The following is a 23,504-nucleotide window of genomic DNA, read 5'->3' as shown; positions in this document are numbered from 1 at the left end:
TTCTTCCGTTTCCGGCTCCTTGGCCGCTGCTTTGGGCTTAGAGCGAGACGAAGCCGACTTCTCGGGCGGGCGTTTCAAAACCGGTTCTCCGTAAACATTTGCGGCGTTTGCGAAAGGGGCGTGCGCGAGGAGCGTACCGGGCGCGCGTGCGAGTCGCCCAGCCCTGGCTCGTTCGATGACTCGATCCGCACTCTCTTGCAAGTTGGATAAAGTGCGGCGATTATAACGTCGCGCCGGCCAACTTCCCAAGACGTCTTATTCCCGCAGCGATCGATTACGGCAATTCCGGTTGTTATAGGCCAAGGATAAAGATTGGCTCGGCAGGGGGCGATGGGTCGACGAAAAAAGGGGTGAAGATCGGGCCTGATGTCGCGCAGTGCGTCTTCGGGCCGATCGGCATCGCGGAAGGTGTCGGATTTCCTTCGGTTGCGGATTCGGTTTCAGGAGTTTGTTCCCATGCTCGCCTCCCGAGTGTTCCTGTTCGCGGCCCTCGCGACCGCCACGTTGCTGGGTAGTTTTTCCGACGAGGCTCGTGCCGCCGGGCCCTTAGCCGCGCGGCGCAACTACGGACAAAACTTCTACGAGAGCCACGGAACGATCGGTTCGCGGATGTATCCCTCGCCGCTGCCGGTGCCGGCCTGGGTCGGAAACACGAACTACACCTATGAGCCGTTCTATCCCCACAACCACCTCTGGTCGCATTACGACGTCTATCGTCGCGGTGCCACGACGACGCGGGCCCTCTACTGGTAAGCCGTGGCGGAGTGTGGCGTCGTCGGGACTTTGATTTTTCGTTCTTTAAGCGAGCGTGGGATATGAAACGATTTCTGTTGAGCATCGCCGTCGCGGCCGTCGTTTGCGGCGGCTGGTCGAACGCCACGCAAGCCGCCGGCTTCGGCCGCTTCGGCGGGCACGGATCGACCCTTTGGCACGGCAACTACTACGATCCGCAATGGGCCGGCACGCCGCACGCGTTGATCGTGCCGCCGACCGTGCATCGTCAGATCAAGTACGGCTGGGGCGCTTCCGGCACCGAGCTGCGCCGCATCCCTCATCAATACGGTCCTTATCAAGGGGACGGCGGTTTCACCGGCGGGGCGGGCTCGTTCGCACCGGCTCCCGTGCAACCGACCCATACCGACCAAATGGGGACCTACTACATCCGCGGCCCGCGCAAGTAAGTCGCGTCGCGAACGCACAATCTCTCTGAGGCGAGCGGCCGGCGTAAGCCGGCCGTTTGCGTTTGCGTTTCGCATCAACCGATTCCCATCGCATATCGTTCCGAGTCGTCGATGTGGTTTGACCCTTTACGACGCTACCGATATGGTGAGAGCGCGTCGCGATATGGATAACTCGGGGGTGCCCTATGCGGCCGACGAACTTTTTAGTCGCGGCCGTTGCGACTGCGGTTGCCGTTTCGGCATTGGCTTGTCAGCCGCAGGCGGAAACGCCTCCCGTAAAAGCGCCGCCTGAGAAAGCAACTCTTGCAAGCGGTTCCGCTCAGGGTGCTTCCGCTCAAGCCGGTGCTGCTTCAAACGGTTCGATTCCAGATGGCCCCTTGCCGGAGCCCGTGGCCGTCGCGCCGCTTAAGCCCGGCACGCGGATCGATCCCAAGACGCTTCCCGAGCGCACGCACTTGGTCTTTCGTAGTCATCCGAAACTGACCTCCGGTAGCGTCGACAAGGTTGGGAAATCGATTCGCGAGGCGCTCGAGTCGTACACCACGCTGGTGCTCGTCGAGAGTGAGCCCGACCCGAATCTGCCGGGCCGGTTTCGCCGCGGGGCATACAGCATCGGCATCGGCAAGCCCGGCGACGGGGGAGATTTGGTCATCACGAAAGACTCGGCCAAGCAGCTCGGCGTCAGCCTCGGGCTGTTCGAGCGCAAGGTGCTCGCCGAGCGCGAAAAAGAGCTCGCCACGGTGCGCTCGCCAGGCGCTTCGCCGACGATGGCGATGTTCGACTTTACGATGTTCTTCCTTCGCGACGAGAAGCGCGTGCCGATCGTGGTCCGGTATCTCTCGCTCATCGATCCCGCCGATGGAGATGTCGAGACGGCCTATTGGGTGCTCGATGCGAACCCGGACGGGCATCGCTTCTTCGGCGACTCGTTATGGGTCCTGCCGCCGAATCATCTGATGGATTGGGAGATGCACGTCGACGGCGATCAGATTACGTTCGGAGCGCCGAACTCCGAGGCCTTCTCTTCGACCCGACTTCCGCAAGGCGCGCCGCGAACGGTCCCCGTAGAGTTTCGCAATGCCGCGGCGGCGCGCTCGTTCACCGCCGACTCCGGCGCGCGCCTCGAGCAACAGGTGCGCAATATTCTGAGCGAGAAGCAGAAGTAAGACTCTCGCCCGCGCCTCACGCCGGCCGCTCCCCCGCGAGCGGCGCTTCCTTAAAACTTTCCGACGTCGCTCCGTGCGCAGCCAGGAACAGCTTCATCAGCGGGCCGGCCATCATCGAGGTGATGAGCGCCATCAGCACGAGCGCCACGTAGATGCGGTGGTCGATCACGCCGCTTTCCAGCCCGACGCCGGCCAGGATGATTCCCGTCGCCCCGCGAGCATTCATCCCGCAGCCGACGGCCCAGCTCGTGCGCGAATCGAGCCCGCCGAGGCGCGCGGCCGCATACGCGCTGAGGATCTTGCTCACGCAGGCAGTGACGAGAATCACGAGCACGACCGAGAGGTCGAACTGCGTGAGGAAGTTCGACGTCAGCCCCATCGAAACGAAGTAGATCGGCACGAAGAAACTCAGTACGAAGTGTTCCATCACTCCGTACGCTTCTTCTCGCTCGGCCGTCGTCGGAGCGAGCGCGATGCCGAGCAGAAACGGGCCGAGGAAGGCATGTAAACCGAAATGCTCCGAAGCTGCCGCACTCACCAAGACCAGCACGATCGCCGTGCCGATGAAGCCGGACGGCCAATTCAACTTCCGCCTCGCACGGCGCAACAGCGGTGTCGCGAACCAGCGCCCCAATGCCATCGTGACGAGGAAGAAGACGAAGACCGTCGCGACACCGCCCCATAGCGACGATTGCCCGGCGCTCGCCGCCGCCGCGGTCGAACCGGCGGCGCCGTTGGCCGCGCGGCCCATCACGATCGCCAGCAGCGACCAGCCGACGAGATCGTCGACGACCGTCGCCGCCATCAGAATCGTCCCGAGCTTATCTTTCATGAGCCCGAGGTCGAGCAAGATTCGGGCCAGCACCGGATTCGCCGAGTTGGCGAGCGACGCGCCGATAAAGAGCGCTAGCGGCAGCCGGAGCGTTTCATCGGGCACGGGGAACAAGCTCGGCAGCAAATAGACCACGGCCGTTCCCACCAGCAGCGGTACGGCCGTGCCGATCGTGCCGATCAAGAGCGCGCTCAAGCCATGGCGGCGCAGGCTCCGCAGGTCGATCTCGAGCCCGACGGTGAACAGAAAGAACAGCATCCCGAGCTTGATCGTGCCGTTGCGAACGGCCGCGACGTTGCCGACGCTGGGGAAGAGCGCCGCTTGCCATTCGGGATAGAGTGCGCCGAAGATCGTCGGCCCGAGAATGATGCCGCCGAGCATTTCGCCGAGGACGGCCGGCTGGTGCAGCCGGCGCATCACGTAGCCGCACCCGATGCCGCAGACGAGCATCAGCGCGATTCCGACGGCGAAGGTGACGAACGGCGTTCCGCTCACGAGCGAAGTTCCTCGGCGTCTGCTTAAGCTATTGCGCCGCTCGCGCGGCTTTCTCGGCTTCCCATTCGGCGCGCATCTCATCCATCGGCGCGATCACGTCGTCGACCGCGTCCGTGAAGAGGTCGCCGATCAACAGGTCGGTGAGATGGCCTTTCAGATGGGGATGTTTTTTCACGAACCGTCCGAAACTAAAGCCGTCGTAGAACTCGCACACCAGCCGGCGCATCCGCTCCATCCCTTCGATGAATCCGGGCCCCCACTTGCCGAGTTGCGCAGCCGAGGTGTCTCCCTTCGCGAGCCCTTCGCACACGGCGTCGGCTGCGAGCGCCCCCGACTTGAGCGCGAGCAACACGCCCGAGGAGTAGAGCGGATCGAGAAACCCGAACGCATCGCCGACCAACACCCAACCGTCGCCGGCGACTTCCTTCGAGCGATACGAGTATTCCTTCGCGGCGCGAAACGGAGCGGCCCGTTCCGCATTCGCGATGCGCGGTTGCAGGCCCGGGCAACGGGCGACTTCTTCGAAGTAGATTTTTTCCAAATCCTTCGACTCGCGATTCGTGAAGAGGTAATCGTAGGGAGCGACGACGCCGACGCTCAGGACGTCGTCGTGCAACGGGATATACCAGAACCAACCCTGCCGGCCTTGCGTCTGCATGACGATGGTCGCCCCTTCGTCGCGTCCTTGGTCGCGATAGGCCCCTTTCCAATAGGTCCACACGGCGGCTTTCTTGAGGACCGGATCCCATTCGCGCAAGCCGAGGCGATCTTGAATCAGGCAGCTTTGGCCCGCCGCATCGATCACGACATCGGCGCGGACTTCGCGATGAGTGCCCCCTTCGTCGACGATCTTCACGCCGACGGCGCGCGTTCCTTCGTAGATTACGTCGAGCACGCGAACGCCTTCGTGGACGTCGACCCCTTGCTCGGCGGCATTACGAAGCATCATCAAGTCGAACTCTTGACGATAGACTTGCCACGTCTGCGAGCATTCGTGCGGCTTGTTGTCCATGAAGTAGAACGGCTCGGACAGCTTCCCCTTGTCCGTGACGAACTGCACGCTGTACTTCTTCACGAACGCGCTGGCGCGCAGCTTGTCTAGCATCTTCAAGCGCTCGAGCACCCAAAACGTCTCGGGAATCAGCGACTCGCCGATGTGGTAGCGCGGGAAGCGCTCGCGCTCGAACAGTTGCACGCGGTAGCCCTGCTGTGCTATGAGCGTCGAGACGGTCGCGCCCGAAGGCCCGCCGCCGATGACGATGACATGCGGCCGAGAAGCGTCGGAGGTCGAAGCTGCGGACGAGGCGGTTTGGATCATGGGGCGTGCTCCAAATGCGAGAGGAGAATGTTCGAGAGCGGAGTAGGGAGGGTGAAATCTAAGGCTGATTGCCGGGCCACAAGCTGGCCTCGTCTTCATGCGGGCGGCGAACTTCCTTCAGCACGCCGATCAGCTCACGGAGCGCCTTCGCGCCGAGGTGGCCGAGTTGCTCGGCGTGGCAGCGACGAACTCGCTCGGCCAGGGCATCGAGCAGCGCCACGCCGGATTCGGCGATGCCGACTTCGACGACCCGCCGATTCGCGGCCTTGCGCTCGCGGCGCACGAGGCCTCGTTCTTCCAGCTTGTCGAGCAGGCGGGTCATGTCGGGCGCGCGGGACACAAGCCGCACCGCCAAGGCCGAGGTCGGCATCGTCTTGGGACGCACCGAGCGGAGCAGGCGGAGCGTGTTGTATTGCTGCGCTGAGATCTCGACCTCGTCGAAGAGGCGATCTTCGAGCATCTTCAGACGGTCGTAGGTCCGCCAGAGCTGGAGATAGGCTTCCTGTTCGAGCGAGTCGAACTTGGAAGCGCGGCGAGGCGTGCGGGTCGCACGAACGTTTGCGGAAGAAGAGGCTGCCATGCCTTATCTATAAAGCCGGGTCGAAAGGACGTCAAGACAATTGTTGTTGGAACAAGTATTGTTTCGACGTGTTATTCGAGAAAATGCAATTTTCTTCGGACGATTCCGGGGCAACGCGGGCGGTTTCGCGAACCCGCCAGCGGAGGAACGGCCGGCACTTAGCCCCGGAGGCGCTTCTTTAATTGCCGGCGGAGTGCGAACAACTGGCGCACCCCCGGTACGCGGTCGTACCAATGCTCGAAGATGTCGCTCTTCGAGCTCCGCTGATGGGCCAAGCTCGGCGCTGCCAACAGCGTGACGATGTCCGGGTTCTGTGCGCGAAACATATTCAACGCGCCGTCGTAGTGTTGCGGGCCGCCGAGCGGATGCCCTTCGGCGCGGCGCGTGATCGCTTCGAGGAACTCGACCAATCGCGGCAGGGCCCGACCGTGAACGGCGTAGCAATGCGATTGCTGAAACGATCCGGCATGCGCGACCCAGGTGCCAGCTTCGGCATCGGCGAGCGCTTCCGGATGGCCCGGGTAGCAGAGATCCCAACTCGCGGTCTCCAGCGCACCGAGCAGGGCTTCGCGTTGTTCTTCAAGATGCGGCGTGAAGTCGCAGTCGTCTTCTAAGACGAGCACGTTGCCGAGACCGTCGTCGAGCGCTTGCCGCAGAATTTCGAGATGGCTTTGGAAACAGCCCCGCGCGCCGAGGCTCGGCCAATCTCCTTTTTCGGTCGGACGTTTCGCCGCGAAGAAGCGGAGCCGGGCGTCGTGCGCTTCGACGCCGACCGCCTGCAGCTGCTCCTCCATCTCGCGCCGCCGATCCGTGCGATCGGGCAAGTTCACGACCGTGATCCGTTCGAAGCCGGCGAGCAGCCGCTGGGCAGGGCAATCGATAAGCATGAGCAGGCGCAGTCCGAATAGGGTCTGGTTCCGGCGGAAACGCTCGGCATCGGGCACGTTGCACGCACCTGCGGCCGATCGTTCAATCCTGCTATGCCGCCGCTCCGAGTCCAGCGATTCCGCCGCTCAGGGAATAAAAAGCGGGTGACCACGGAGTGAGTTTGGCGAAAGTAACGATCTTAGGGGTCGCAGCGGTTCGCTCGCGAACCCGCAAGCGAACCGCGGCGCAGAGGGTTGCGCGGGTGCTTCGCCTCTACGAAAAAAATCCGCCTCCTCGTTCTATGGAGAAGCGAGGAGGCGGAGTCGTGAGTTTCGATCGGGAGTGTGAGTCGCGCGACGAGCTTAGTCGTTGATGATGTCGCGCACGGTGCCGCCGCCCGGGATCATCGGCAACACGTGTTCCGTGTACGGCACTTGCACGTCGAGCAAGTAAGGGCCGTCGAAGTCGATCATCTCTTGCAGCGCCGCGGTCAGGTCCGCTTTCTCTTTCACGTACTTCGCGCCCCAGCCGTAGGCCTTCGCGATGCCGACGAAATTCGGATAGCGGAACGGATTGCCGTAGCCGTCGCCCGCGCCGGAGGCTTCCGGGTGGTCGATCGGGCCGAGGTAGGTGTGCGCGCGGGTCGCGTCGTGGAAGCGGTCTTCCCATTGCACGACCATGCCGAGATGCTGGTTGTTCAACAACAACACCTTCACCGGAATGTTTTCGCAGAAGCAGGTGCCGAGCTCTTGGATGTTCATCTGGAAGCTGCCGTCGCCGTCGATGTCGATGACGAGACGATCCGGATTCGCGACCTTCGCGCCCATCGCGGCGGGCAGGCCGAATCCCATCGTGCCGAGGCCCGAGCTCGAAAGCCAAGTGCGGGGCTTATTGAACTTGAACCACTGGGCCGACCACATCTGATGCTGGCCGACGCCGACCGCGACGATCGGGTCGCGATCGCGCGTCAGACGATTGAGCTCGCTGATCGCGTATTGTTGCGTGATGCCCGGATAAGTTTTGTCGTACTTAAACGGATAGGTCTTCTTCCACTCGTTGAGCTGCGCCAGCCAGCCGCTGAGGTCGGACGGGGCTTCGACGATCTTGTTCAGTTCCTTGAGCGCGAACTTGATGTCGCTCATGATGCCGATCAGCGCGAGCTTGTTCTTATGCAGCTCCGAAGGGTCGATGTCGATATGCACGATCTTGGCATGCTTCGCAAACTCGGCAAGCTTGCCCGTCACGCGGTCGTCGAACCGAACGCCGAACGCGAGGAGCAGGTCGCACTGCTCGACGGCGTAGTTGGCATACACGCTGCCGTGCATGCCGAGCATGTCGAAGCAAAGAGGATCGTCGGCCGGGAACGTGCCGAGGCCCATCAACGTCATCGTGACCGGAATGCCGGTCTTCTTCACGAACGCGCGGAGTTCGGTCGAGGCGTCGCCGGCGATGATGCCGCCTCCGGCATAGACCATCGGCTTCTTCGCCCCTTTGATCAGCTCGGCCACGGCCTTGAGCTGCGCCGACGAGGCCCGGCGGTCTTCCATGTGGTAGCCCGGCAGGTTCATCGGGGCGTCGTAGTCGGGCACCGTCTCGTACTGTTGCACGTCTTTCGGCAGGTCGACCAGCACCGGGCCCGGCCGGCCGCTCGTGGCGATGTGGAACGCCTCGCGCATCACGCGGGCCAAGTCTTTAATGTCGGTCACGAGGTAGTGGTGCTTCGTGATGCCGCGGCAGACTTCGACGATCGGCGTTTCTTGAAACGCATCGCTGCCGATGACCGGCGTCTTCACCTGGCCGGTGAGAATCACCAGCGGAATGCTGTCGAGCTTCGCGTCGGCGATCACGGTGACGAGGTTCGTCGCTCCCGGGCCGCTCGTGCCCATGCAGACGCCGACTTTGCCGGTGCTGCGCGTGTAGCCTTGCGCGGCGAACCCGCCCCCTTGCTCATGGCGCGGGAGGATCGTGCGGATCTTGTCTTTGTATTTGACGAGCGACTGATGCAGGGGCATGCTCGCGCCCCCCGGATAAGCGAAGATCACATCGACGCCGTGGTTGATGAGCGACTGCACGACGATGTCGGCACCGCAAACGAGGTCGGTAGCGGCGGCAGGTTTGGCGATCGTGGCCACGGGTCGGGTTCTCGCTGAAGGAAATAAGTGTCGGGCCGAGGCTTTCGAGCAGGCCCCGGCGCAAAGTCGTAACCAATTTACAATAAGCCGCACGGCCCGAATTGACAACCGGTTGTCGGCGCTCGGTGGAGATTTAACCGACGCCGGCAGCTTGGGTTAGATCGGCCGAGGCGTTCCGAGTTCGTCGGATTGTTGCCGGTCGTATCGATTGTAGGGATTGCACCGTGCGAATCACCGTTTTGCAGCTTGTTCGCAGCCGAACCGGTCGGCCTACACGACACATCGCGCCGCCGACCGGTTCGGCTTGCGGCAGCGAAAGTTTGGCAAAAAAAAGCACGAGCCGAGAGCGTGAAACTCTCGACTCGCGCTTGGTGCATGCCGGCTGTGTCGGAAAAGGGCGCAGAGCTCGGCACGGACCCCCGGATTAAGCGAACGGTTTCTTAAGCGAACAGTTGCGAGATCAGCTTCCCCTCGCGCGAGATCATCACCGGCCGGCCCGTATTGGTTTGATATTCCTTATGCGAGTCGATCCCGAGGCTATGGAAGAGCGAGGCCGCGACATCGTCGGGCGTGATCGCGTCGTGGAGCGGGCCTTGGCCTTTATCGTCGCTCGCGCCGATCGTTTGCCCGGTCTTCATCCCGCCGCCGGCCATCACGACGAACATCGCGCGCGGCCAATGGTCGCGCCCGCCGCGGGCATTCACTTTCGGCGTCCGCCCGAACTCGCCGGTCATGATCACGGCCGTGGTTTCCAAGAGGCCTCGCTCTTCTAAGGTGGTGAGCAACGCCGACAGGCTTTGATCGACCATCGGCAGGTTCTTGTCGAGCCGCGTGTAGATATCGTTGTGCATGTCCCAACTGCCGGTCGTCAGGGTGACGAACCGCGCGCCGGCTTCGATGAGCCGCACCGCCAAGAGCGCGCTCTGGTTCACCTCTCCCTCGCCGAAACGCTGCGAGACTTCCGGCTTCTCGCGGCTCATGTCGAACGCATCGCGCGCGCGGCGCGAGCTGATCATCGCGTAGGCTTGCTCGGAGAATTCATCAAGGCCGCTCAGGACGTCGCTCTTCGCTTCGATCTCGCGGAACGTCGTGTCGACGGATGCGAGCAGCTTCTCGCGGCGATCGACTTGCGACAACGTCATGCCCCCTTGCAGGCCGATGCCGCGCACATTGAACGGTAGGCCGAGCTTCGGCTGCGCGTTCGTCGAGAAGGGACCGTATTGCAGACCGAGGAAGCCGCCCCCTTGCGGCGAGTTGGGAATCGCGACGAACGGCGGCATATCGATCGGCGACGCCAGCTCCTTGCTCACGACCGAGCCGATCGAGGGGAACTCGATCGACGGCAGCGGCCGATTGCCCGTCAGCAGATACTTCGAGCCGAGCTCGTGCGCGGCCAGCGTATGGCTCACGCCGCGCAAGATGGTGAACTTGTCGGCGCACTTCGCCAAGAGGGGGAACTTCTCGCAAATCTCCATCCCGGCGACGTTCGTTTGGATCGGCTTGAGGTTGCCGCGGTATTCGACCGGAGCTTCCGGCTTCATGTCGAACGTGTCCAAGTGCGTCGGCCCGCCGCCGAGCCGGATGTAGATCGCGGCCTTGGCCTTCGCTTCCGGTCGCACTTCGCCGGCCTGCGCCCAGCGCAAGTAATCGACCAAGCTCAAGCCCGTGCCGAGCGCGCCGACTTTGAGGAAATCGCGACGCTTCATTCCGTCACAAAAGCGATGCAACGACATGGGAAGATTCCTTGTTTCTCGGTTCGTAGTTCGTAGTTCTTGGTTCTTGGTTGGCCGTGCGAGGTTCGTCTTAGTGGTTGACGACGAATTCCTTTGCGTTCATCAAGGCCCAAACGAGGTCGCGCATTCCTGCGGCTTGGTCGGTCGATTCCTTCACGTAGGTCGCGGCGTTCGCCAGTTCGGCGGCCGAAGGTTCGCGGCTGAACGTGCGCAAGTACGCTTGGCGAATCAACTCGGCGTCGGTCTTCGGCGTCGGAGTGGCTGCCTTTGTAGTCGCCTGCGTGACCACCGCACCGGATGCACCGCCGTTCGCGCCCGGTTTGTTCTTGCCCCCCGCCTCGCCGGCGAAGCGGGCCTTGCGCAGCTCGGCGAGCCGGAGCGCGTTCCAAGCTTGTTCTTGTTCCAGCTTCTTCCGCTTCTCGGCGGTTGGCTTCTTGTCTCCGGTTTCTTTCAACAAGCCGGCGAGCCGCTCTTGTTCGGCCCGGAGTGTAGCCAGCTCCCGGCCGATCTTCTTCATCGGTTCCGATGCCGAGCCCGCGGCTTCGGCGACCATCGGTTTCGTCGAACTGCCGACGGCGAGATCGAGCCAGCCGTTCCTTCGGGTAATCAGCGAGAACATTTCCTGATCGTTGCGGAGAAACACGGTTTGCAGCAGCGACGGCTCGTTCGAGCGCTCGCAATCGCACGGGGTCTCGCGCTTCGGTTTGCCGAAGACGCTGAGGGCGTAGTTCGCGGAGCGTCCTTTGCCGCCGCCGTTGTTGCGCGTGGTGTAACCGAGCCCCAGGCCGATCGCGCAGGTCGTGATCGGATCGCCGCTCCGCTCGCTCAACTCGGCGTCGCCGGCCGTCGCACTGACGACGGCATCGTAGACTACTTCGGCGGGCAATCGCCGCGGCACGGCCCGGCTGAAGTTGCGCAGGTCGAGTTCGTTCGTGGCGTTAACGTGCCACGAGCGCTGGTAGGTCTCGCTCCCGACGATCTCGCGCATGAGCCATTTGATGTCGTAATCGTGTTCGACGAACGCCGCGGCTAAGTAGTCGAGCAGTTCCTTGTTGCTCGGAGCGTTGGCGAGGTTCATGTCGTCGGCCGGTTCGACGATGCCGACGTTGAAGTAGTTCGCCCAGACCCGATTGACGAACGACTTTGCGAAGTAAGGATTGTCTTTCTGGCGCAACCAATCCATCAGCGGTTGTCGCGGGTCGTCGTACGTCCGGTCGACGATCTCTTCGCCGCCGAGCACCTTCGGCGTGATCACGCGGCCGGCGGCGACGAACTTGCCTTTGTTCTCCTTGCCCGGCGCTTTGCCGTTTTTGGCGTCTTGGATAAAGACCTCGGGAAACGGCACGACCTTGCCGTCGATCGCCAGCTTGTCGAGGGTTTGGCGAACTTGTCCTCCTCCCTTTTTCGGATCGACTTCGAGCTTCAGCGCGGCCACCATCTGCTCGTATTCCTGCTTATTCTTCAGGCCGGAGCTCACGCGGTTGAAGAACGCCGTGAAGTGCTGGAAGTCGTACTGGCTCCATTGGTCGAACGGATGTTTGTGGCATTCCGCGCATTGCAGCCGCACGCCGAGAAAGGCATAGCTGAACGACAACGCCTTCTCGTTCGGGGTGCGCATGTTCTGCCGCATCCAGTAAAACGGCATCGTGGCCCGTTCGTGGATGTCGGCCGGACTATCGTTGCGGACATACGACGACATCTCGGCGCTATATTCCGCCAAGGTTTGCCCTGCGGAGCTGCGGCCCGTCGCCAGCACGATCCCCTCGACGATGTCGTCGTAATGAGCGTTGTCGGCGAGGCGGCCGTTGATCCAGCGATACCAGAGCTCGCTTGCTCGCGAGTGCGCGCCGTTGCGAAGTTGGTTTTCGCTGTTGCCGAGAATGTCGTTGAGTTTCGTGCTCCACCACGCGGCGTAAGCGGGCCGAGCGAGGAGCTCGTCCGTCTTCTTCGCCCGCTTGTTCGGCGCTGTGTCGGCGGCGAACGCTTCGACTTCCGCCGCCGACGGCAGCTGGCCGGTGATGTCGAGGCTCGCGCGGCGCAGGAACTCGCTGTCGGAGCAAACTTCCGACGGCACCACGCCGAGTTTGCGGAGCTTCGTTACGACGAGTTGATCGATCCGCGTCTTCGCGGCGACGTCGGGATAGGCCGGGCCCGACCGGTCGCTCACCGGCAGCAAGACTCCGACCGGCACGACGCCGTTGTCGTAGAAGGCGACGACATGCGTGTCTCCCTTGCCGACGCAGGTGATCTTGCCGGCGGGATCGACTTTCGCGACGGCGTCGTCTTGCGTTTGAAAACGACAGAGCGGCGTCACGTCTTCGCGCGAGCCGTCCGACCAATGTGCGACGACGTGCAACTGGGTCGCTGCACCGATTTTGTCGTAGACGATCTCCGTCGGCGTCACTTCCATTCGCACGAACTGCGGATCTTTCGCCTCGTCGACCGCCGGCGCTCCGGCTTTGATCCAGTTCGCGATCAGGCGGTATTGCCAACTCCCGACCTCGATCCGCTTCCCTCCGCCATGCTCGTCTTTATCGTCCGACGAAGGCTTGGCGAGAATCATACTGGCCGCGATGTTCTTCGGGTCGACGCGCGGCACTTTGCTTTTGACGAGCGCTTCGTAATCGGTTTTGAAGTCGTAGCCGAAGAGTGACAGGCGGAAACCACCTTGGCCTTGGAATGAGCCGTGGCAGGCCCGACCGTTGCAGCCGAGCCGCCCCATCAGCGGCAACACATGCCGTTGCAAGCTCGGCACCTCCTCGCAATCGGCGGCGAAGCGACTATCGGCCGGAGCGACCAGCGGCGCTTCGGCCTGAGCATGGGCATTGGGAATCGTTTCGGCGTGAGCTTGCGCGAGCAGGCCGGAGCCGATCGTCCAGGTGAGAAGAAAGAGAGTGCGCTGCATAACAGGCTTCCTTTGTCGGACTATTGTTTGTCGGCCGGTGTTTTTTCGGTCGTCGTCTTTTCAGTCTGCGAATCGGGCTTCACGTTCGTTTTCTTCTCCGTCGACTTCAGCGCCTTCTCGAACTTCGCGTCGAGAATCGCTTGCTTCCGCCCGTCGAGGTCCGCCAATTCCTGCGACAAGGCCGCCGCGCGGGCCGTGGCCCGTTCGAGATTCAACGCGAGCAACTCACGATGCGCCGCAAGCTGTTCGGCCAAAAGTTGCTTCAACTCTTGCTCTTGTTCGGGAGTCCGTCCCATCGCCAGTCGGGCCGTCTGCACTTGGATCCGCGAAGTTAATTTCCATTGCTTCAACTCCAATTCGTATCGCAACGGAAACTCCTCGCGACTCACCGCCAATCGCTCGCTCACGCGAAACAGATCGCGAATCGCCTTTTCGTATTCGTGCGGCCGGCGCTCCTTTAAGCGCTCCAGCAAGTCGGCCAGTTCCGGATGATGCGTCCGCACGAACGTCAGCGCCGCCGCTTCCCGCTCGGGAGTAAACCCCGCCGCGGCGCGCAAGTTCTTGCCGTTTTTCGCGGTAGCCGCGCCGGTCGCCGTCGCGACGGGTGGTGCGGCACCCGCCCGGTTCGGCCCTGCCGTAGCGGCACCGTAGGCGAACACGGCGATGAGGAGCATCGTCGAAACCGATCGGACTGCGTAGCTGCGATTCATCATCATCACTATTACCGCTTCCATAACTATTACTGTTTCGATTCCGCAACGGCCGCCAGCAACCAATCGGGGGCAGTATTCGCTTCGTCGAGCGTCGCTGATGGTTCAAGCTCGCTCAAGTCGTCGCCGTCGTCGAGCGCCACGCTCGGCACAAGCGCCGACGGAGCTTCCTCCAGCGCTTCCTCGATCGCTTCTTGGGCTTGCGGGCGGTTGATCATTGCCAGCAGCAGCCGAGATTCGTCGTCGGCTGGGTTGGCTTCGGCGACCGGTCTCGCCGGCTGAGCTGGGTTTCCTTCGTGCTGCAAACCTTGCCAGGCGAACAGCAGCGCCACGGAAGCAGCCGCGGCGACCGCGACCCAACCAGCTGTCCGCTGCCATGCCGCGCGCGATACGGAAGCCGGCATGCTGGTCGGTGAAAGTGAAGTAGCCGGCCGAGCAGCCGGCATTTGCTCCGCCGCGCGAATCGTCTCCGCCAGGCCGACGGCCATGGCCAGCGCTTCGCGCGCCGTTTGATCGTCGGCCAGCAGAGTCTCGAACTCGGTCGAGTCCGCTTCCGAGAGTTCCCCCGCCGAATAGCGGTAGGCGGTCCACAACAGTTCGTCCGTAGGTCGATTCATAACGGTTCTTGTGCAAGGCCCGGCGTGATTCATGGCTGCAACTACATAGATGCGCCGGGAGTCTCCTTTATTTGGCGACTGCACTTTTATTTTTTCTCGCGGCATCAAACCCGCGGTGAACAACGCAACTAGTTGGAAAATAAAAGCTTGCGAAAACGAACTCTGCGCCGAATCGCTTGACCCGGCCCGCCGGCGGCGTAGTATTGCGCAGCGTTCCGCCTTCCAGGTAGGGCGCAACGGGAGGGCCCGTGGTCGACGACTTTTCCACCGCTGAGCTGGCTCACATCGAAGCGCAGACCCAAGAGGTCGGCCGCTACGTCTTCGAGCATCTCTCGCGCAGCCGCCCGAACCTGCTGAGCCGCCGCTGGTGGGACGACAAGGTCATGGCCTGGGCGATGGCCGACGAATCGGTCAAGGTTCAGATGTTTCGCTTCGTCGACGTGCTCCCGATGCTCGGCACGAGCGAGTCGGTCGTGCGGCATCTGCAAGAATACTTCCACGAAGTCGACGACCATCTGCCGACCGCGGTCCGTCTCGGCCTCACCGCGGCCTCGGCCACGAGCGTCACCGGCCGCGCCGTCGCGATGGCTGCCCGCCGCAATGCCGCGAGCAACGCCCGACGTTTCATCGCCGGCACCACCACGGCCGAGCTACTCACCGCGGCCAAGCGCGAGCGCAAGCAAGGTCGGGCCTGCACGTTCGACCTGCTTGGCGAAGCCGTGACGAGCGAAAGCGAAGCCGATCGTTATCTGCAATCGTATCTCGAGCTCTTGGCCGGCATCGCGCCCGCGATCAACGCTTGGCCCGAGGTGCCGCTCTGCGATCGGACCACGACCGGCCCGTTGCCGCGCGTGAACGTCTCCGTAAAGCTGTCGGCCTTGGATAGCCAGTTCGACGCGCTCGATTTCGACGGCACGACCGAGCGCGTGGCCCGACGCTTGCGCGAGCTCTTGCGCGCGGCGAAGCGCTACGGCGCGTTCGTGCATGTCGATATGGAATCGTATCGCGCGAAAGACCTGACGTTGCACATCTTCCGCACCGTGTTGATGGAAGACGAGTTCCGCGCCCGCGACGACGTCGGGATCGTCATTCAGGCCTACCTCCGCGACGCGCTCGACGACTTAATCGGCCTGCGCGATTGGGCCGTCGAGCGCGGCACGAGCGTTTGGATTCGGCTCGTCAAAGGGGCCTATTGGGACTACGAAACGGTCTTCGCCGGCTTGCAAGGCTGGCCGGTTCCGGTCTTCCAGCGGAAATGGGAATCCGACGCGAACTTCGAACGCTGCGCTCGCTTCCTGTTGCGCAACCATCCGACCTTGCGCACGGCGCTCGGTAGCCACAACGTTCGTTCGCTCGCCCACGGCATCGCCGCGGCTCGGCAACTCGGGATCCCCTCGACCGACATCGAGCTCCAAATGCTCTACGGCATGGGGGACCTCGAGAAGGAAGTTTTCACCGAGCTGGGTTATCGGCTGCGGGTCTATATGCCGTTCGGGCAGTTGATTCCCGGTATGGCTTATCTCGTCCGTCGGTTGTTGGAAAACACGTCGAACGATTCGTTTTTGAAAAGCGCTTTCACCGATCACGCCTCGACCGAGGTATTGCTGATGAACCCTCTCGATCACAACGGTCGCCACGCGCACCACGACGGCCAAGCGAACGGCCGAGCTCCGACCGTTCCCGACGCTGCCCCTGCGATCGTCGACGACTTCCGCAACGAGCCGCTGCTTGATTTCGCGATCGCTTCCGAGCGGGAGCGGTTTCGCGACGCGCTCGGCGTCGTCCGCCGGCAGCTTGGCGCCCACTATCCGTTGGTGATCGACGGCAAGCCAGTCGAGACGCACGACTTGATTCCGTCGTTCAATCCGTCGCATATGCACGAAACGGTCGGGCTCGCGACCGCGGCCGGCAAGCGCGAAGCGCAGCTCGCCGTCGCCGCCGCGAAGCGGGCCTTTCCGGCTTGGAACGCGCTCGGCGTCGAGCGTCGCGCGGAGTTGCTGAAAGCCGCCGCCGCTCGGATGCGCGAGCGGCGCTACGAGCTCGCGGCTTGGGAAGTGTTCGAGTGCGGCAAGCCGTGGCGTGAGGCCGACGGCGACATCGCCGAAGCGATCGACTTCTGCGAATACTACGCCCGCGTTGCGCTCCATATCGAAGGAGATGCGCATCGCGTCGACTTGGCCGGCGAAGAAAACGAATTCGTGTACGTGCCGCGCGGGGTCGCGGTCGTGATCGCGCCGTGGAACTTTCCGCTTGCTATTCTCTGCGGCATGACCACCGCGGCGCTTGTGACCGGCAACACCGTCGTGATGAAGCCGGCGGAACAGTCTCCCGTGATCGCCGCGAAGTTCATGGAGATTCTCACCGAGGCCGGATTCCCGCCGGGAGTCGTCAACTATCTGCCGGGCCTCGGCGAAACGGCCGGCGCCGCGCTCGTCGAACATCCCGACACGGCGCTGATCGCCTTCACCGGTTCGCGCGCCGTCGGGCTGGCGATCCATCGCCGCGCGGCAGAGATTTCGACGTCGGGAGGCAATTCCGTCAAGCGCGTCATCGCCGAGATGGGAGGCAAGAACGCGATCATCGTCGACGACGACGCCGATCTCGACGAAGCGGTTGCCGGAGTCTTGAAGAGCGCATTCGGTTATCAAGGTCAGAAGTGCTCGGCTTGCAGTCGCGCGATCGTGCTCGAAGCGGCCTATGCGCCGTTTCTCGAACGGCTCGTCGAAGCGGCTCGCAGCTTGAAGGTCGGACCGGCCGAAGATCCGTCGTCGAGCATCGGCCCGGTGATCGATGAAGAGTCGCGGCAGAGGATCGAAAAGTATCTCGCGCTCGGAGCCGCAGAAGGACGAACGGCGCTCGCCGTCGAGGTCGGTCCTTGGGCGAGCGAAGGGTATTACGTCGGCCCGCATATCTTCGCCGACGTGCCGGCGACTGCGCGGATCGCGCAAGAAGAGATCTTCGGCCCGGTGTTGGCGGTGCTGCGAGCCGCGAATCTCGACGAAGCGCTCCGCATCGCCAACGGCACCGACTATGCGCTGACCGGCGGCATGTATTCGCGCAGCCCGGCCAACTTGCGCCGCGCGCGGCGCGAGTTCTTAGTCGGCAATCTGTATCTCAATCGACCGATCACCGGTGCGATGGTCGGGCGGCAGCCGTTCGGCGGCTTCAAGATGTCGGGCATCGGCAGCCAGGCCGGCGGCGGCGACTATCTGTTGCAGTTCATGCTCCCGCGCACGATCACGGAGAACACGCTTCGGCGCGGTTTCGCTCCCGTGAAATCGCCGGCCTCGACGACCGGCGCGGCAAGCGAAGCGCTCGGCGAGTGACGCCGGCTACGGGTTGTTCGTCTTCAGCGCGGCGTTGAGCCGTTTCTGGATCGTCTGCTTCACCGATTCGCTGGCGATCGTGTTCGAGACGTCGATGGCCGTTTTCAAAGGGAGCTCGACCGGCACCTGCTTCCGATACGGCAACAGCGTCTCCGCGATGCCGATCAGCGCCGTCGACTTGGCCGCGGCATCGGGAATCTTTTCCGCCGTCGCGATCGCGGCATCGAAGAACTTTCGGCCTTCGATCGGCCGGTCGTTACGGTAACAGGCCACGGCCGCTTGGCTTTCGGCGGCCGTTCGCTTCGCGCTATCCGGGATGGTGCCGGCGAGCGTCAGCGCCGCCCCCAGTTGTTTCTCGGCTTGCACAGGGTCGCCGAACTTCACGAACGCCGCACTCAAGGCGGCCAGCAACGGCACGCGCAGCTCCGGCTCCGCGATGCCGACGACCGTTTTCTCTGCATCGCGAATCGAAGTGTCGGCCGAAACGTTGTCGCCGATTTGCTGCAACGCGATCGCCAGCGATGTCAGCGCGCTAACTTTCTTCGAGAGATCGGGAATCGTCGCCGCGGAGATGCGCGCCGCCGAGATCGCCTTCTGCCCCTCCTTTTCCCACTTCCCGCGCATGAGCTCCTTGCCCGCGAGCGTTTGCAGTTCGGCGCGCAAGACCGGGTCGTCGATCGTCGCTGCCGATTGCACGGCGTAGCCGAGCGTCGTGCGGGTCGCGGGCAGGTCATGAATCTCACGCGCCTTAGCCGAAAGTTCCAGCAGGCGGCGCACCTTCTCTTCCGAGTCGGGCTCCATCATCGCGCGATTGATGTCTTGCGCGATCGTCGGAATCGGAGCTTCTTTTTCTTGGCAACCGGCGACGAACAGCAGGCCGACGCAGCAGACGCCGACGAACGTTCGCTTAATGCATATCGATTCCATGACCCAAGACCTCCTCGGACGCTTCGGGCTACCGAAACCGATTAAAACACAGGCTTCATGCGCGTCAATCGCTCTTCGGTAATGCGCATCAAGGCATCTTCCGCCGCTTCATCGGCCGCTTCGTAGGTGACGGAGAAACGGATGTAAGGACCGGCATCGTCCCACGGGACCGTGACGATCGAATGCTCCGTGATGAGATACTGGCTGGCCGCTTCGGCGTTGTCGAACTTCGTGCCGTCGGCCAAGCCGCGCGGCGCTTTCGTGTAGAGGAAGTAGGTTCCGCCGGGCATCGAGCACTCGAAGCCGGAACGCTTCAAGAGCTCGACCAACTTCACTAACCGCCGGCGATACTTCGCGCGGACCTGAACCGGAATCGAGTCGTCGTTCAAAGCGGCGGCCGCAGCTTTCTGCACGGCGATGAACTGGCCGGAATCGCTGTTGTCTTTCACATCGCTGAAAGCTTGCACGATCCGCTCGTGGCCGGCGACGAAGCCCATCCGCCAGCCGATCATGTGGAAGCCCTTCGACATCGAATGGATTTCGACGCCGACCTCGCGCGCCCCCGGCACTTCCAAGAAGCTCAAGGGCTTCACGTCGTACGAGAGCAGGCTATGTGCCGCGTCTTGAATGACGACGAGCTGATGCTTCCGCGCAAAGTCGACGACTTTTTTATAAAAGTCGACGGTCGCCGTCTTGCCGGTCGGGCTGTTCGGGTAGCAGAGCACGAGCAGCTTCGCGCGCTTGAGCACGTCGGCCGGGATGCCGTCTAAGTCCGGGAAGAAGTTGTTCTGCGCTAAGAGCGGCAAGCGATGGACTTCGCCGCCGTAGTATTTCGTGTGCGTGCCGGCGACGGGATAGCCCGGCACGGTCATGAGCGTGACATCGCCCGGATTAATGAACGCGGCCGGCAGCATGGCGAGCGCCGTCTTCGTGCCGATGCAGTGGTTGATCTCTTTGACGGGATCGAGGATGACGTTGAAGTTGCGGCGCATGAACGCGGCGGCCGCTTCCTTGAAGGCGGCGATGCCGTTGTCGGCGTAGCCGCGGTTCTCCGGCTTGTTCACTTCTTCGGCCAGCACACGGCGCACACCCTCGGGCGCCATCTCGTCGTTCTCGCCGATTCCGAAGTCGACGAGCGAGCGCTCGGGATGCTCGGCCAGTGCCTTGCGTTTGGCGCGCTTGATCTTCTCGAACTTATAGATTTCGGTCCCCTTGCCGTAGTTGGGGCCGCCGATTCGATCCGCGAAACGCGCTTGGAAATAAGGGTCCGTCATGGCTCGTCGTCGAGAGAGGAAGAAGGAAGAAACGCCGGCGATTCGGCGGAACCAATCAGCGTAGGCAAACGCCCGATGCCTTGCAAGGAGTGAGCGCCGGCAGGCTCGTGGAAACGCCGATCGCCGCGGATGAATGCCCGCGGGGAAGTCGCACGATCGCGGGGGGAAAGCCGCTGCGGTGCGGTGCGGCCCCGGATATGCATCCGGGGCTATTGAACGGAGCGGCGTGGTTGGAAGCTGCGACTTTGTGCGCTGCTTCTTACTTCTTCTCTTCGCCCACCGTGAAGTCGATCGTCGATTGGCCGATCTTTTGGCTCAGCGTGTCGACGATCGTGAGTTGCAGCGTGTACTTGCCGTCGTAGATTCGCTCGGGCACCGAGAGGAAGTAGCGAATGAAATAGTCGCGGCGTTCGTTTTGGCAAAACTCTTCCGTGAGCGCCAGGTCGTTTTCCGCGACGCGTCGGCCTTGCGGATCGAGAATCTGGTAGCTGCTGCGCAGCGCCGTGTGAAAACCTTTGGCCGATTCTTCGCTGCGAAAGTTTTCGACTTCGGAATAGAGGATCAACGGCTGGCCGGCTTTGAAGCGGTACTCTTTGAACCGCTCGTAGACCCCGTAGCTGGAGACCTCGGTGCAAAACGCGAGGCTCCGGACGGCGAGCGTGCTGGCTTCGGAAAGGCGCTTCTCGGCCTTCGCCAAGTGGCTGCGCGCTTCGGCCGAACGGCGGGCCGGATCGGTCAGCTTCTCGGTATCGAGATAGGTGGCGAGGCCGTAGATCTGCTCGCTCCAAAAATCTTGCTCGGCCGCGGCGATGCCCGGGATCGGCTTGAGCGCGTCTTCGCGTCGCCCGGCCGCGAGATACAACATGCGGAGCCAAGCATGCCGCGAGACTTCCGCGGCGCTGTGCGGTGCTTCCCGCGTTTGCGTTTCGAGCCCGGTGATGACGAGCCCGAGCGACTCGCGCCAAGCGGCATCCCCAGGCGGCGGATTCGGCGACGTGGGGTTCGTCGGAGTCGGCGCATCGCTTTTCGTTTCCGTTTTAGTCTCGGTGTGTGCGACGAGCTCGACCTTCGACGGCTTCGCGGCCGCTTCGTCTGGATCGCATTTCACGAGCGAGGCGGAGACCGAGATCTTCGGCGGCACGCGCGACTGTTCTTCATCGCGACGTTGCGCCTCGGCCATCGCGGCTTGCAAGATCGTCTGCGTCGGCAAGGCGAGGCCCGGCGAACCGCCGTTGCGCGGCGTCATCCCTCCGCCGCCGAGCGCATCGAGCGGAAGGTTGGCGAACGGCGAAGGAGAGTCGGCATTCCGAAGTTGCGAAATGACCGAAGCGGGGATCGTCGGTGCCGATGGCGTCGATACCGGCGGAGTCGGTGGCGTTGTAGTCGCAGCCGGAGCGGTCGTGGCGGCCGTCGCTGTGGCTCGTTGTCGATAGGCGATGCCGGCCTTGAAGGTTTGCATCAAGGTCGGCCAGAGAGCGGGATCGGTCTGCCGGAGGTCGTCCATCAACCGACTTTGAATCGCTGGATCGAGCGGGCCAATCGCTTGCAGCTCGGCCATGATCTTCGCGAGCGAGGCGGCATCGTCGGCCACCGCCGGAGATGCCGGCCGGTGCGGCGTTGAAGGTGTGGCGGAGTTAGGCGCGACTGGCGTTGCGGCGCGGTTCGGAGTCGGTGTGTTCGCGGCGGTCGCGGAATTTTTCGCGTAAGGGCTCGTCGGCGGAGGACCGTGGTCAACGGTCGACTCTAATGCGTTGTTGACGGGCGTCGTGTTCGCTGTCGCTGCGCCATTGTTTTCGTTCGGGGGCGATGCTGAGGAGGCGCTCGCTTCGGTAGCCGCCGGCGACGTGGAGTCGGTCGTCTCGGTGCCGAAGGGATCGCGAGGAAGTTGGTGCGCGGCACAGCCGGCGATGCAGAAGCAAAGCCCGACGACGGCGATTCGGCGGCGCGCGAGTCCGTTCATCGAAGTGAGAAGCCGGAGGTGCGGTGAAGAAACGATGTGAGGCGGCGAAGGGGCGGGAGAGTACGAAAAAACCGCCGCCGCGACAAGATGGCTCGGCCGGAGAGCTAGCAGCGGCGGCGAAATCGTAGCAGGCACGTTCCACGTGCCGTCCGCCACACGAAACTTCGCGAAACGCCGCGCGACTCTTTTACCGAACGACGCGCGTGGCTACGGCACGTGGAACGTGCCTGCTACGTTAATTCAATTCTTGCGCGGGTCGCCGGCGGTCGAGAGTTTGGCGATGAATTGCTCGAGCACCAGCCGGGCTCGGGCCGGTTGCGACGCGCGGCCTTTCAGGGCGAGATCAGCTTCGAGCAGCATTTGATACAAGTTGCCGGCACGGATTCGGCCGAGCTGTCGCCACTGGCGTTCGGCTTTTTCCATCACGAACGACTTGAAGCCGGCTTGCTCCAAGATCTGTCGTGCGACGACCCGTTGCTTGCGGCGCTCCGCTTGTTCGAGCAGGCGGACGGCACTCGCAAAGCGGCGGAAGGTCGAAGCCATTTGCGCCAAGAGCGCGATGGGATGCTCGCCGGCTCCGATGAGTTTGTCGAGTTGCTTGATCGCCGTCGGAGCGTGTCCGTCGACGACGGCATCAATCATTTCCCAAGCGGTCTTCGTGCGCCACGTGCCGACGTACTGATCTACGAGTTCGACGCCGATCGGTTTCTCGCCGGCTGCCGAAGCGAGCTTCGCGAGCTCTTGATCTAAGAGGCCGAGCTCGGCGCCGACCAAGTCGACCAGCGATTCGGCGGCGTCGGTTTCGAGCTTGGCCCGATGCCGGGTCTTCGACCAGGCGACGAGCCATTTGACGAGCGCCGTACCGGTCGGCGCTTTGCATTCGAGGTTCAGGCCCGACGCGGCGACCGCTTTGTAAAGCCGCGTGTTCGAGGGCCAGGTGTCGACGTCGAGGATGAGGACGCCGGCTTTCGACGGCTTGGCGACGTAGTCTTCGAGCTGCGGACGATAGTCGGTGACGAACTTATCGGCCTCGTCGATGACGACGACGCGCCGGCCGCCGCCGAAGAGAGACAAGGTGCTGAGCTCGTCGAACACGTCGCGCGGCACGGCTTGCGGACCGGCGAGCTCGGTGACGCTGTATTCGGCCTCGCCCGCTCCGCCGATGCGCTGCTTGAGCCGTTCTAAAGCGAGCCGCTTGAGAAACGCTTCGTCGCCGTAGAGCGCGACGACGGCCGGAACGTCGCCGCCGTTGGAATCGGCGAGGAAGTCGAGCGCGCCGGTCGAAGCGGATTCGGCGGAAGCTTTGGCAGCCACGGACAACTCGAAGCAGGGACTAAAAAACCGGTCGAGACTCCGTTATAGGTGAGCGACGGGCTCCGGCAAAGTAGCAGGCACGTTCGATAGTGTCCTAATTTGAATTAGACTCTTTGGCGGATGGTGCGATCAATTTATGAACGGTTCGGCGTGCAGTCGTTGGGCTT

17 protein-coding genes are annotated in these 23,504 nt (G+C 63.0%); 4 read left to right on the top strand and 13 right to left on the bottom strand.

Translation table 11 applies throughout. The features are described from left to right. Window positions 1-456: 456 nt before the first annotated feature. The 3 genes from K8U03_05790 to K8U03_05780 all read left to right on the top strand — a co-directional run bounded on the left by K8U03_05790 (window position 457) and on the right by K8U03_05780 (window position 2,347). On the top strand, window positions 457-753 hold the full coding sequence (locus K8U03_05790; protein ID MCE9604402.1) for a hypothetical protein: 297 nt from the start codon (window positions 457-459) through the stop codon (window positions 751-753). A gap of 62 nt (window positions 754-815) precedes the next feature. Continuing rightward, complete coding sequence (locus tag K8U03_05785) at window positions 816-1,181, top strand: hypothetical protein (GenBank protein MCE9604401.1); 366 nt, start codon at window positions 816-818, stop codon at window positions 1,179-1,181. 377 nt (window positions 1,182-1,558) lie between these two features. Then, complete coding sequence (locus K8U03_05780) at window positions 1,559-2,347, top strand: hypothetical protein (protein ID MCE9604400.1); 789 nt, start codon at window positions 1,559-1,561, stop codon at window positions 2,345-2,347. Between the two features lie 16 nt (window positions 2,348-2,363). Here K8U03_05780 and K8U03_05775 read toward each other — a convergent pair whose 3' ends face one another. The 9 genes from K8U03_05775 to K8U03_05735 form a co-directional block, all read right to left on the bottom strand. Continuing rightward, a complete protein-coding gene (locus tag K8U03_05775) occupies window positions 2,364-3,674 on the bottom strand; it encodes a cation:proton antiporter (protein ID MCE9604399.1) in 1,311 nt (436 codons plus the stop codon). A 28-nt stretch (window positions 3,675-3,702) separates the two neighbouring features. After that, entirely contained in the window at window positions 3,703-4,992 is a 1,290-nt protein-coding gene (locus tag K8U03_05770) for a tryptophan 7-halogenase (protein MCE9604398.1), read from the bottom strand. A gap of 58 nt (window positions 4,993-5,050) precedes the next feature. Then, window positions 5,051-5,572: a MarR family transcriptional regulator gene (locus tag K8U03_05765; protein ID MCE9604397.1), complete on the bottom strand. Its 522-nt coding sequence runs from the start codon at window positions 5,570-5,572 to the stop codon at window positions 5,051-5,053. A 158-nt stretch (window positions 5,573-5,730) separates the two neighbouring features. Next, window positions 5,731-6,459 (bottom strand): glycosyltransferase family 25 protein, encoded by a 729-nt coding sequence (locus K8U03_05760; GenBank protein ID MCE9604396.1) that lies wholly within the window; start codon window positions 6,457-6,459, stop codon window positions 5,731-5,733. A gap of 342 nt (window positions 6,460-6,801) precedes the next feature. Further along, window positions 6,802-8,571, bottom strand: a complete 1,770-nt coding sequence (ilvB, locus tag K8U03_05755; GenBank protein MCE9604395.1) for a biosynthetic-type acetolactate synthase large subunit — start codon at window positions 8,569-8,571, stop codon at window positions 6,802-6,804. A 440-nt stretch (window positions 8,572-9,011) separates the two neighbouring features. Next, a complete protein-coding gene (locus K8U03_05750) occupies window positions 9,012-10,304 on the bottom strand; it encodes a DUF1501 domain-containing protein (protein ID MCE9604394.1) in 1,293 nt (430 codons plus the stop codon). A gap of 70 nt (window positions 10,305-10,374) precedes the next feature. After that, complete coding sequence (locus K8U03_05745; protein MCE9604393.1) at window positions 10,375-13,209, bottom strand: DUF1549 and DUF1553 domain-containing protein; 2,835 nt, start codon at window positions 13,207-13,209, stop codon at window positions 10,375-10,377. Between the two features lie 20 nt (window positions 13,210-13,229). Further along, entirely contained in the window at window positions 13,230-13,883 is a 654-nt protein-coding gene (locus tag K8U03_05740; GenBank protein MCE9604392.1) for a hypothetical protein, read from the bottom strand. 65 nt (window positions 13,884-13,948) lie between these two features. Continuing rightward, window positions 13,949-14,536 carry a hypothetical protein gene (locus tag K8U03_05735; GenBank protein ID MCE9604391.1) on the bottom strand — a complete coding sequence of 196 codons (588 nt, stop codon included), beginning with the start codon at window positions 14,534-14,536 and terminating at the stop codon, window positions 13,949-13,951. Between the two features lie 248 nt (window positions 14,537-14,784). On the opposite strand from K8U03_05735, the gene pruA reads away from it, so the two are divergent. Then, window positions 14,785-17,862 (top strand): L-glutamate gamma-semialdehyde dehydrogenase, encoded by a 3,078-nt coding sequence (pruA, locus tag K8U03_05730; protein MCE9604390.1) that lies wholly within the window; start codon window positions 14,785-14,787, stop codon window positions 17,860-17,862. 6 nt (window positions 17,863-17,868) lie between these two features. Here the strand turns inward: pruA and K8U03_05725 are convergent, their stop codons facing one another. The 4 genes from K8U03_05725 to holA all read right to left on the bottom strand — a co-directional run bounded on the left by K8U03_05725 (window position 17,869) and on the right by holA (window position 23,337). Continuing rightward, window positions 17,869-18,789: a hypothetical protein gene (locus K8U03_05725; protein MCE9604389.1), complete on the bottom strand. Its 921-nt coding sequence runs from the start codon at window positions 18,787-18,789 to the stop codon at window positions 17,869-17,871. Window positions 18,790-18,830: 41 nt separating this feature from the next. Next, the gene (locus K8U03_05720; protein ID MCE9604388.1) at window positions 18,831-20,063 is read right to left on the bottom strand and encodes an LL-diaminopimelate aminotransferase; all 1,233 of its coding nucleotides are present in this window, start codon (window positions 20,061-20,063) and stop codon (window positions 18,831-18,833) included. Window positions 20,064-20,322: 259 nt separating this feature from the next. Next, window positions 20,323-22,023 carry a hypothetical protein gene (locus tag K8U03_05715; protein MCE9604387.1) on the bottom strand — a complete coding sequence of 567 codons (1,701 nt, stop codon included), beginning with the start codon at window positions 22,021-22,023 and terminating at the stop codon, window positions 20,323-20,325. A 240-nt stretch (window positions 22,024-22,263) separates the two neighbouring features. Next, window positions 22,264-23,337 carry a DNA polymerase III subunit delta gene (gene holA, locus K8U03_05710; protein ID MCE9604386.1) on the bottom strand — a complete coding sequence of 358 codons (1,074 nt, stop codon included), beginning with the start codon at window positions 23,335-23,337 and terminating at the stop codon, window positions 22,264-22,266. Between the last annotated feature and the right edge of the window lie 167 nt (window positions 23,338-23,504).

Source organism: Planctomycetia bacterium, assembly GCA_021413845.1.
In the GTDB taxonomy this organism is placed as follows: Bacteria; Planctomycetota; Planctomycetia; order Pirellulales; family PNKZ01; genus PNKZ01.
This window is presented reverse-complemented; position numbering and strand designations above follow the sequence as displayed.

Excerpts from the sequence above, each read along its gene's own strand:
- K8U03_05785 (MCE9604401.1), top strand. The coding sequence starts at position 816 with ATGAAACGATTTCTGTTGAGCATCGCCGTCGCGGCCGTCGTTTGCGGC.
- K8U03_05760 (MCE9604396.1), bottom strand. The coding sequence starts at position 6,459 with ATGCTTATCGATTGCCCTGCCCAGCGGCTGCTCGCCGGCTTCGAACGG.
- K8U03_05735 (MCE9604391.1), bottom strand. The coding sequence starts at position 14,536 with ATGAATCGACCTACGGACGAACTGTTGTGGACCGCCTACCGCTATTCG.
- K8U03_05725 (MCE9604389.1), bottom strand. The coding sequence starts at position 18,789 with ATGGAATCGATATGCATTAAGCGAACGTTCGTCGGCGTCTGCTGCGTC.
- K8U03_05765 (MCE9604397.1), bottom strand. The coding sequence starts at position 5,572 with ATGGCAGCCTCTTCTTCCGCAAACGTTCGTGCGACCCGCACGCCTCGC.
- K8U03_05740 (MCE9604392.1), bottom strand. The coding sequence starts at position 13,883 with ATGCTCCTCATCGCCGTGTTCGCCTACGGTGCCGCTACGGCAGGGCCG.
- K8U03_05770 (MCE9604398.1), bottom strand. The coding sequence starts at position 4,992 with ATGATCCAAACCGCCTCGTCCGCAGCTTCGACCTCCGACGCTTCTCGG.
- K8U03_05750 (MCE9604394.1), bottom strand. The coding sequence starts at position 10,304 with ATGTCGTTGCATCGCTTTTGTGACGGAATGAAGCGTCGCGATTTCCTC.
- K8U03_05790 (MCE9604402.1), top strand. The coding sequence starts at position 457 with ATGCTCGCCTCCCGAGTGTTCCTGTTCGCGGCCCTCGCGACCGCCACG.
- K8U03_05715 (MCE9604387.1), bottom strand. The coding sequence starts at position 22,023 with ATGAACGGACTCGCGCGCCGCCGAATCGCCGTCGTCGGGCTTTGCTTC.
- K8U03_05720 (MCE9604388.1), bottom strand. The coding sequence starts at position 20,063 with ATGACGGACCCTTATTTCCAAGCGCGTTTCGCGGATCGAATCGGCGGC.
- K8U03_05745 (MCE9604393.1), bottom strand. The coding sequence starts at position 13,209 with ATGCAGCGCACTCTCTTTCTTCTCACCTGGACGATCGGCTCCGGCCTG.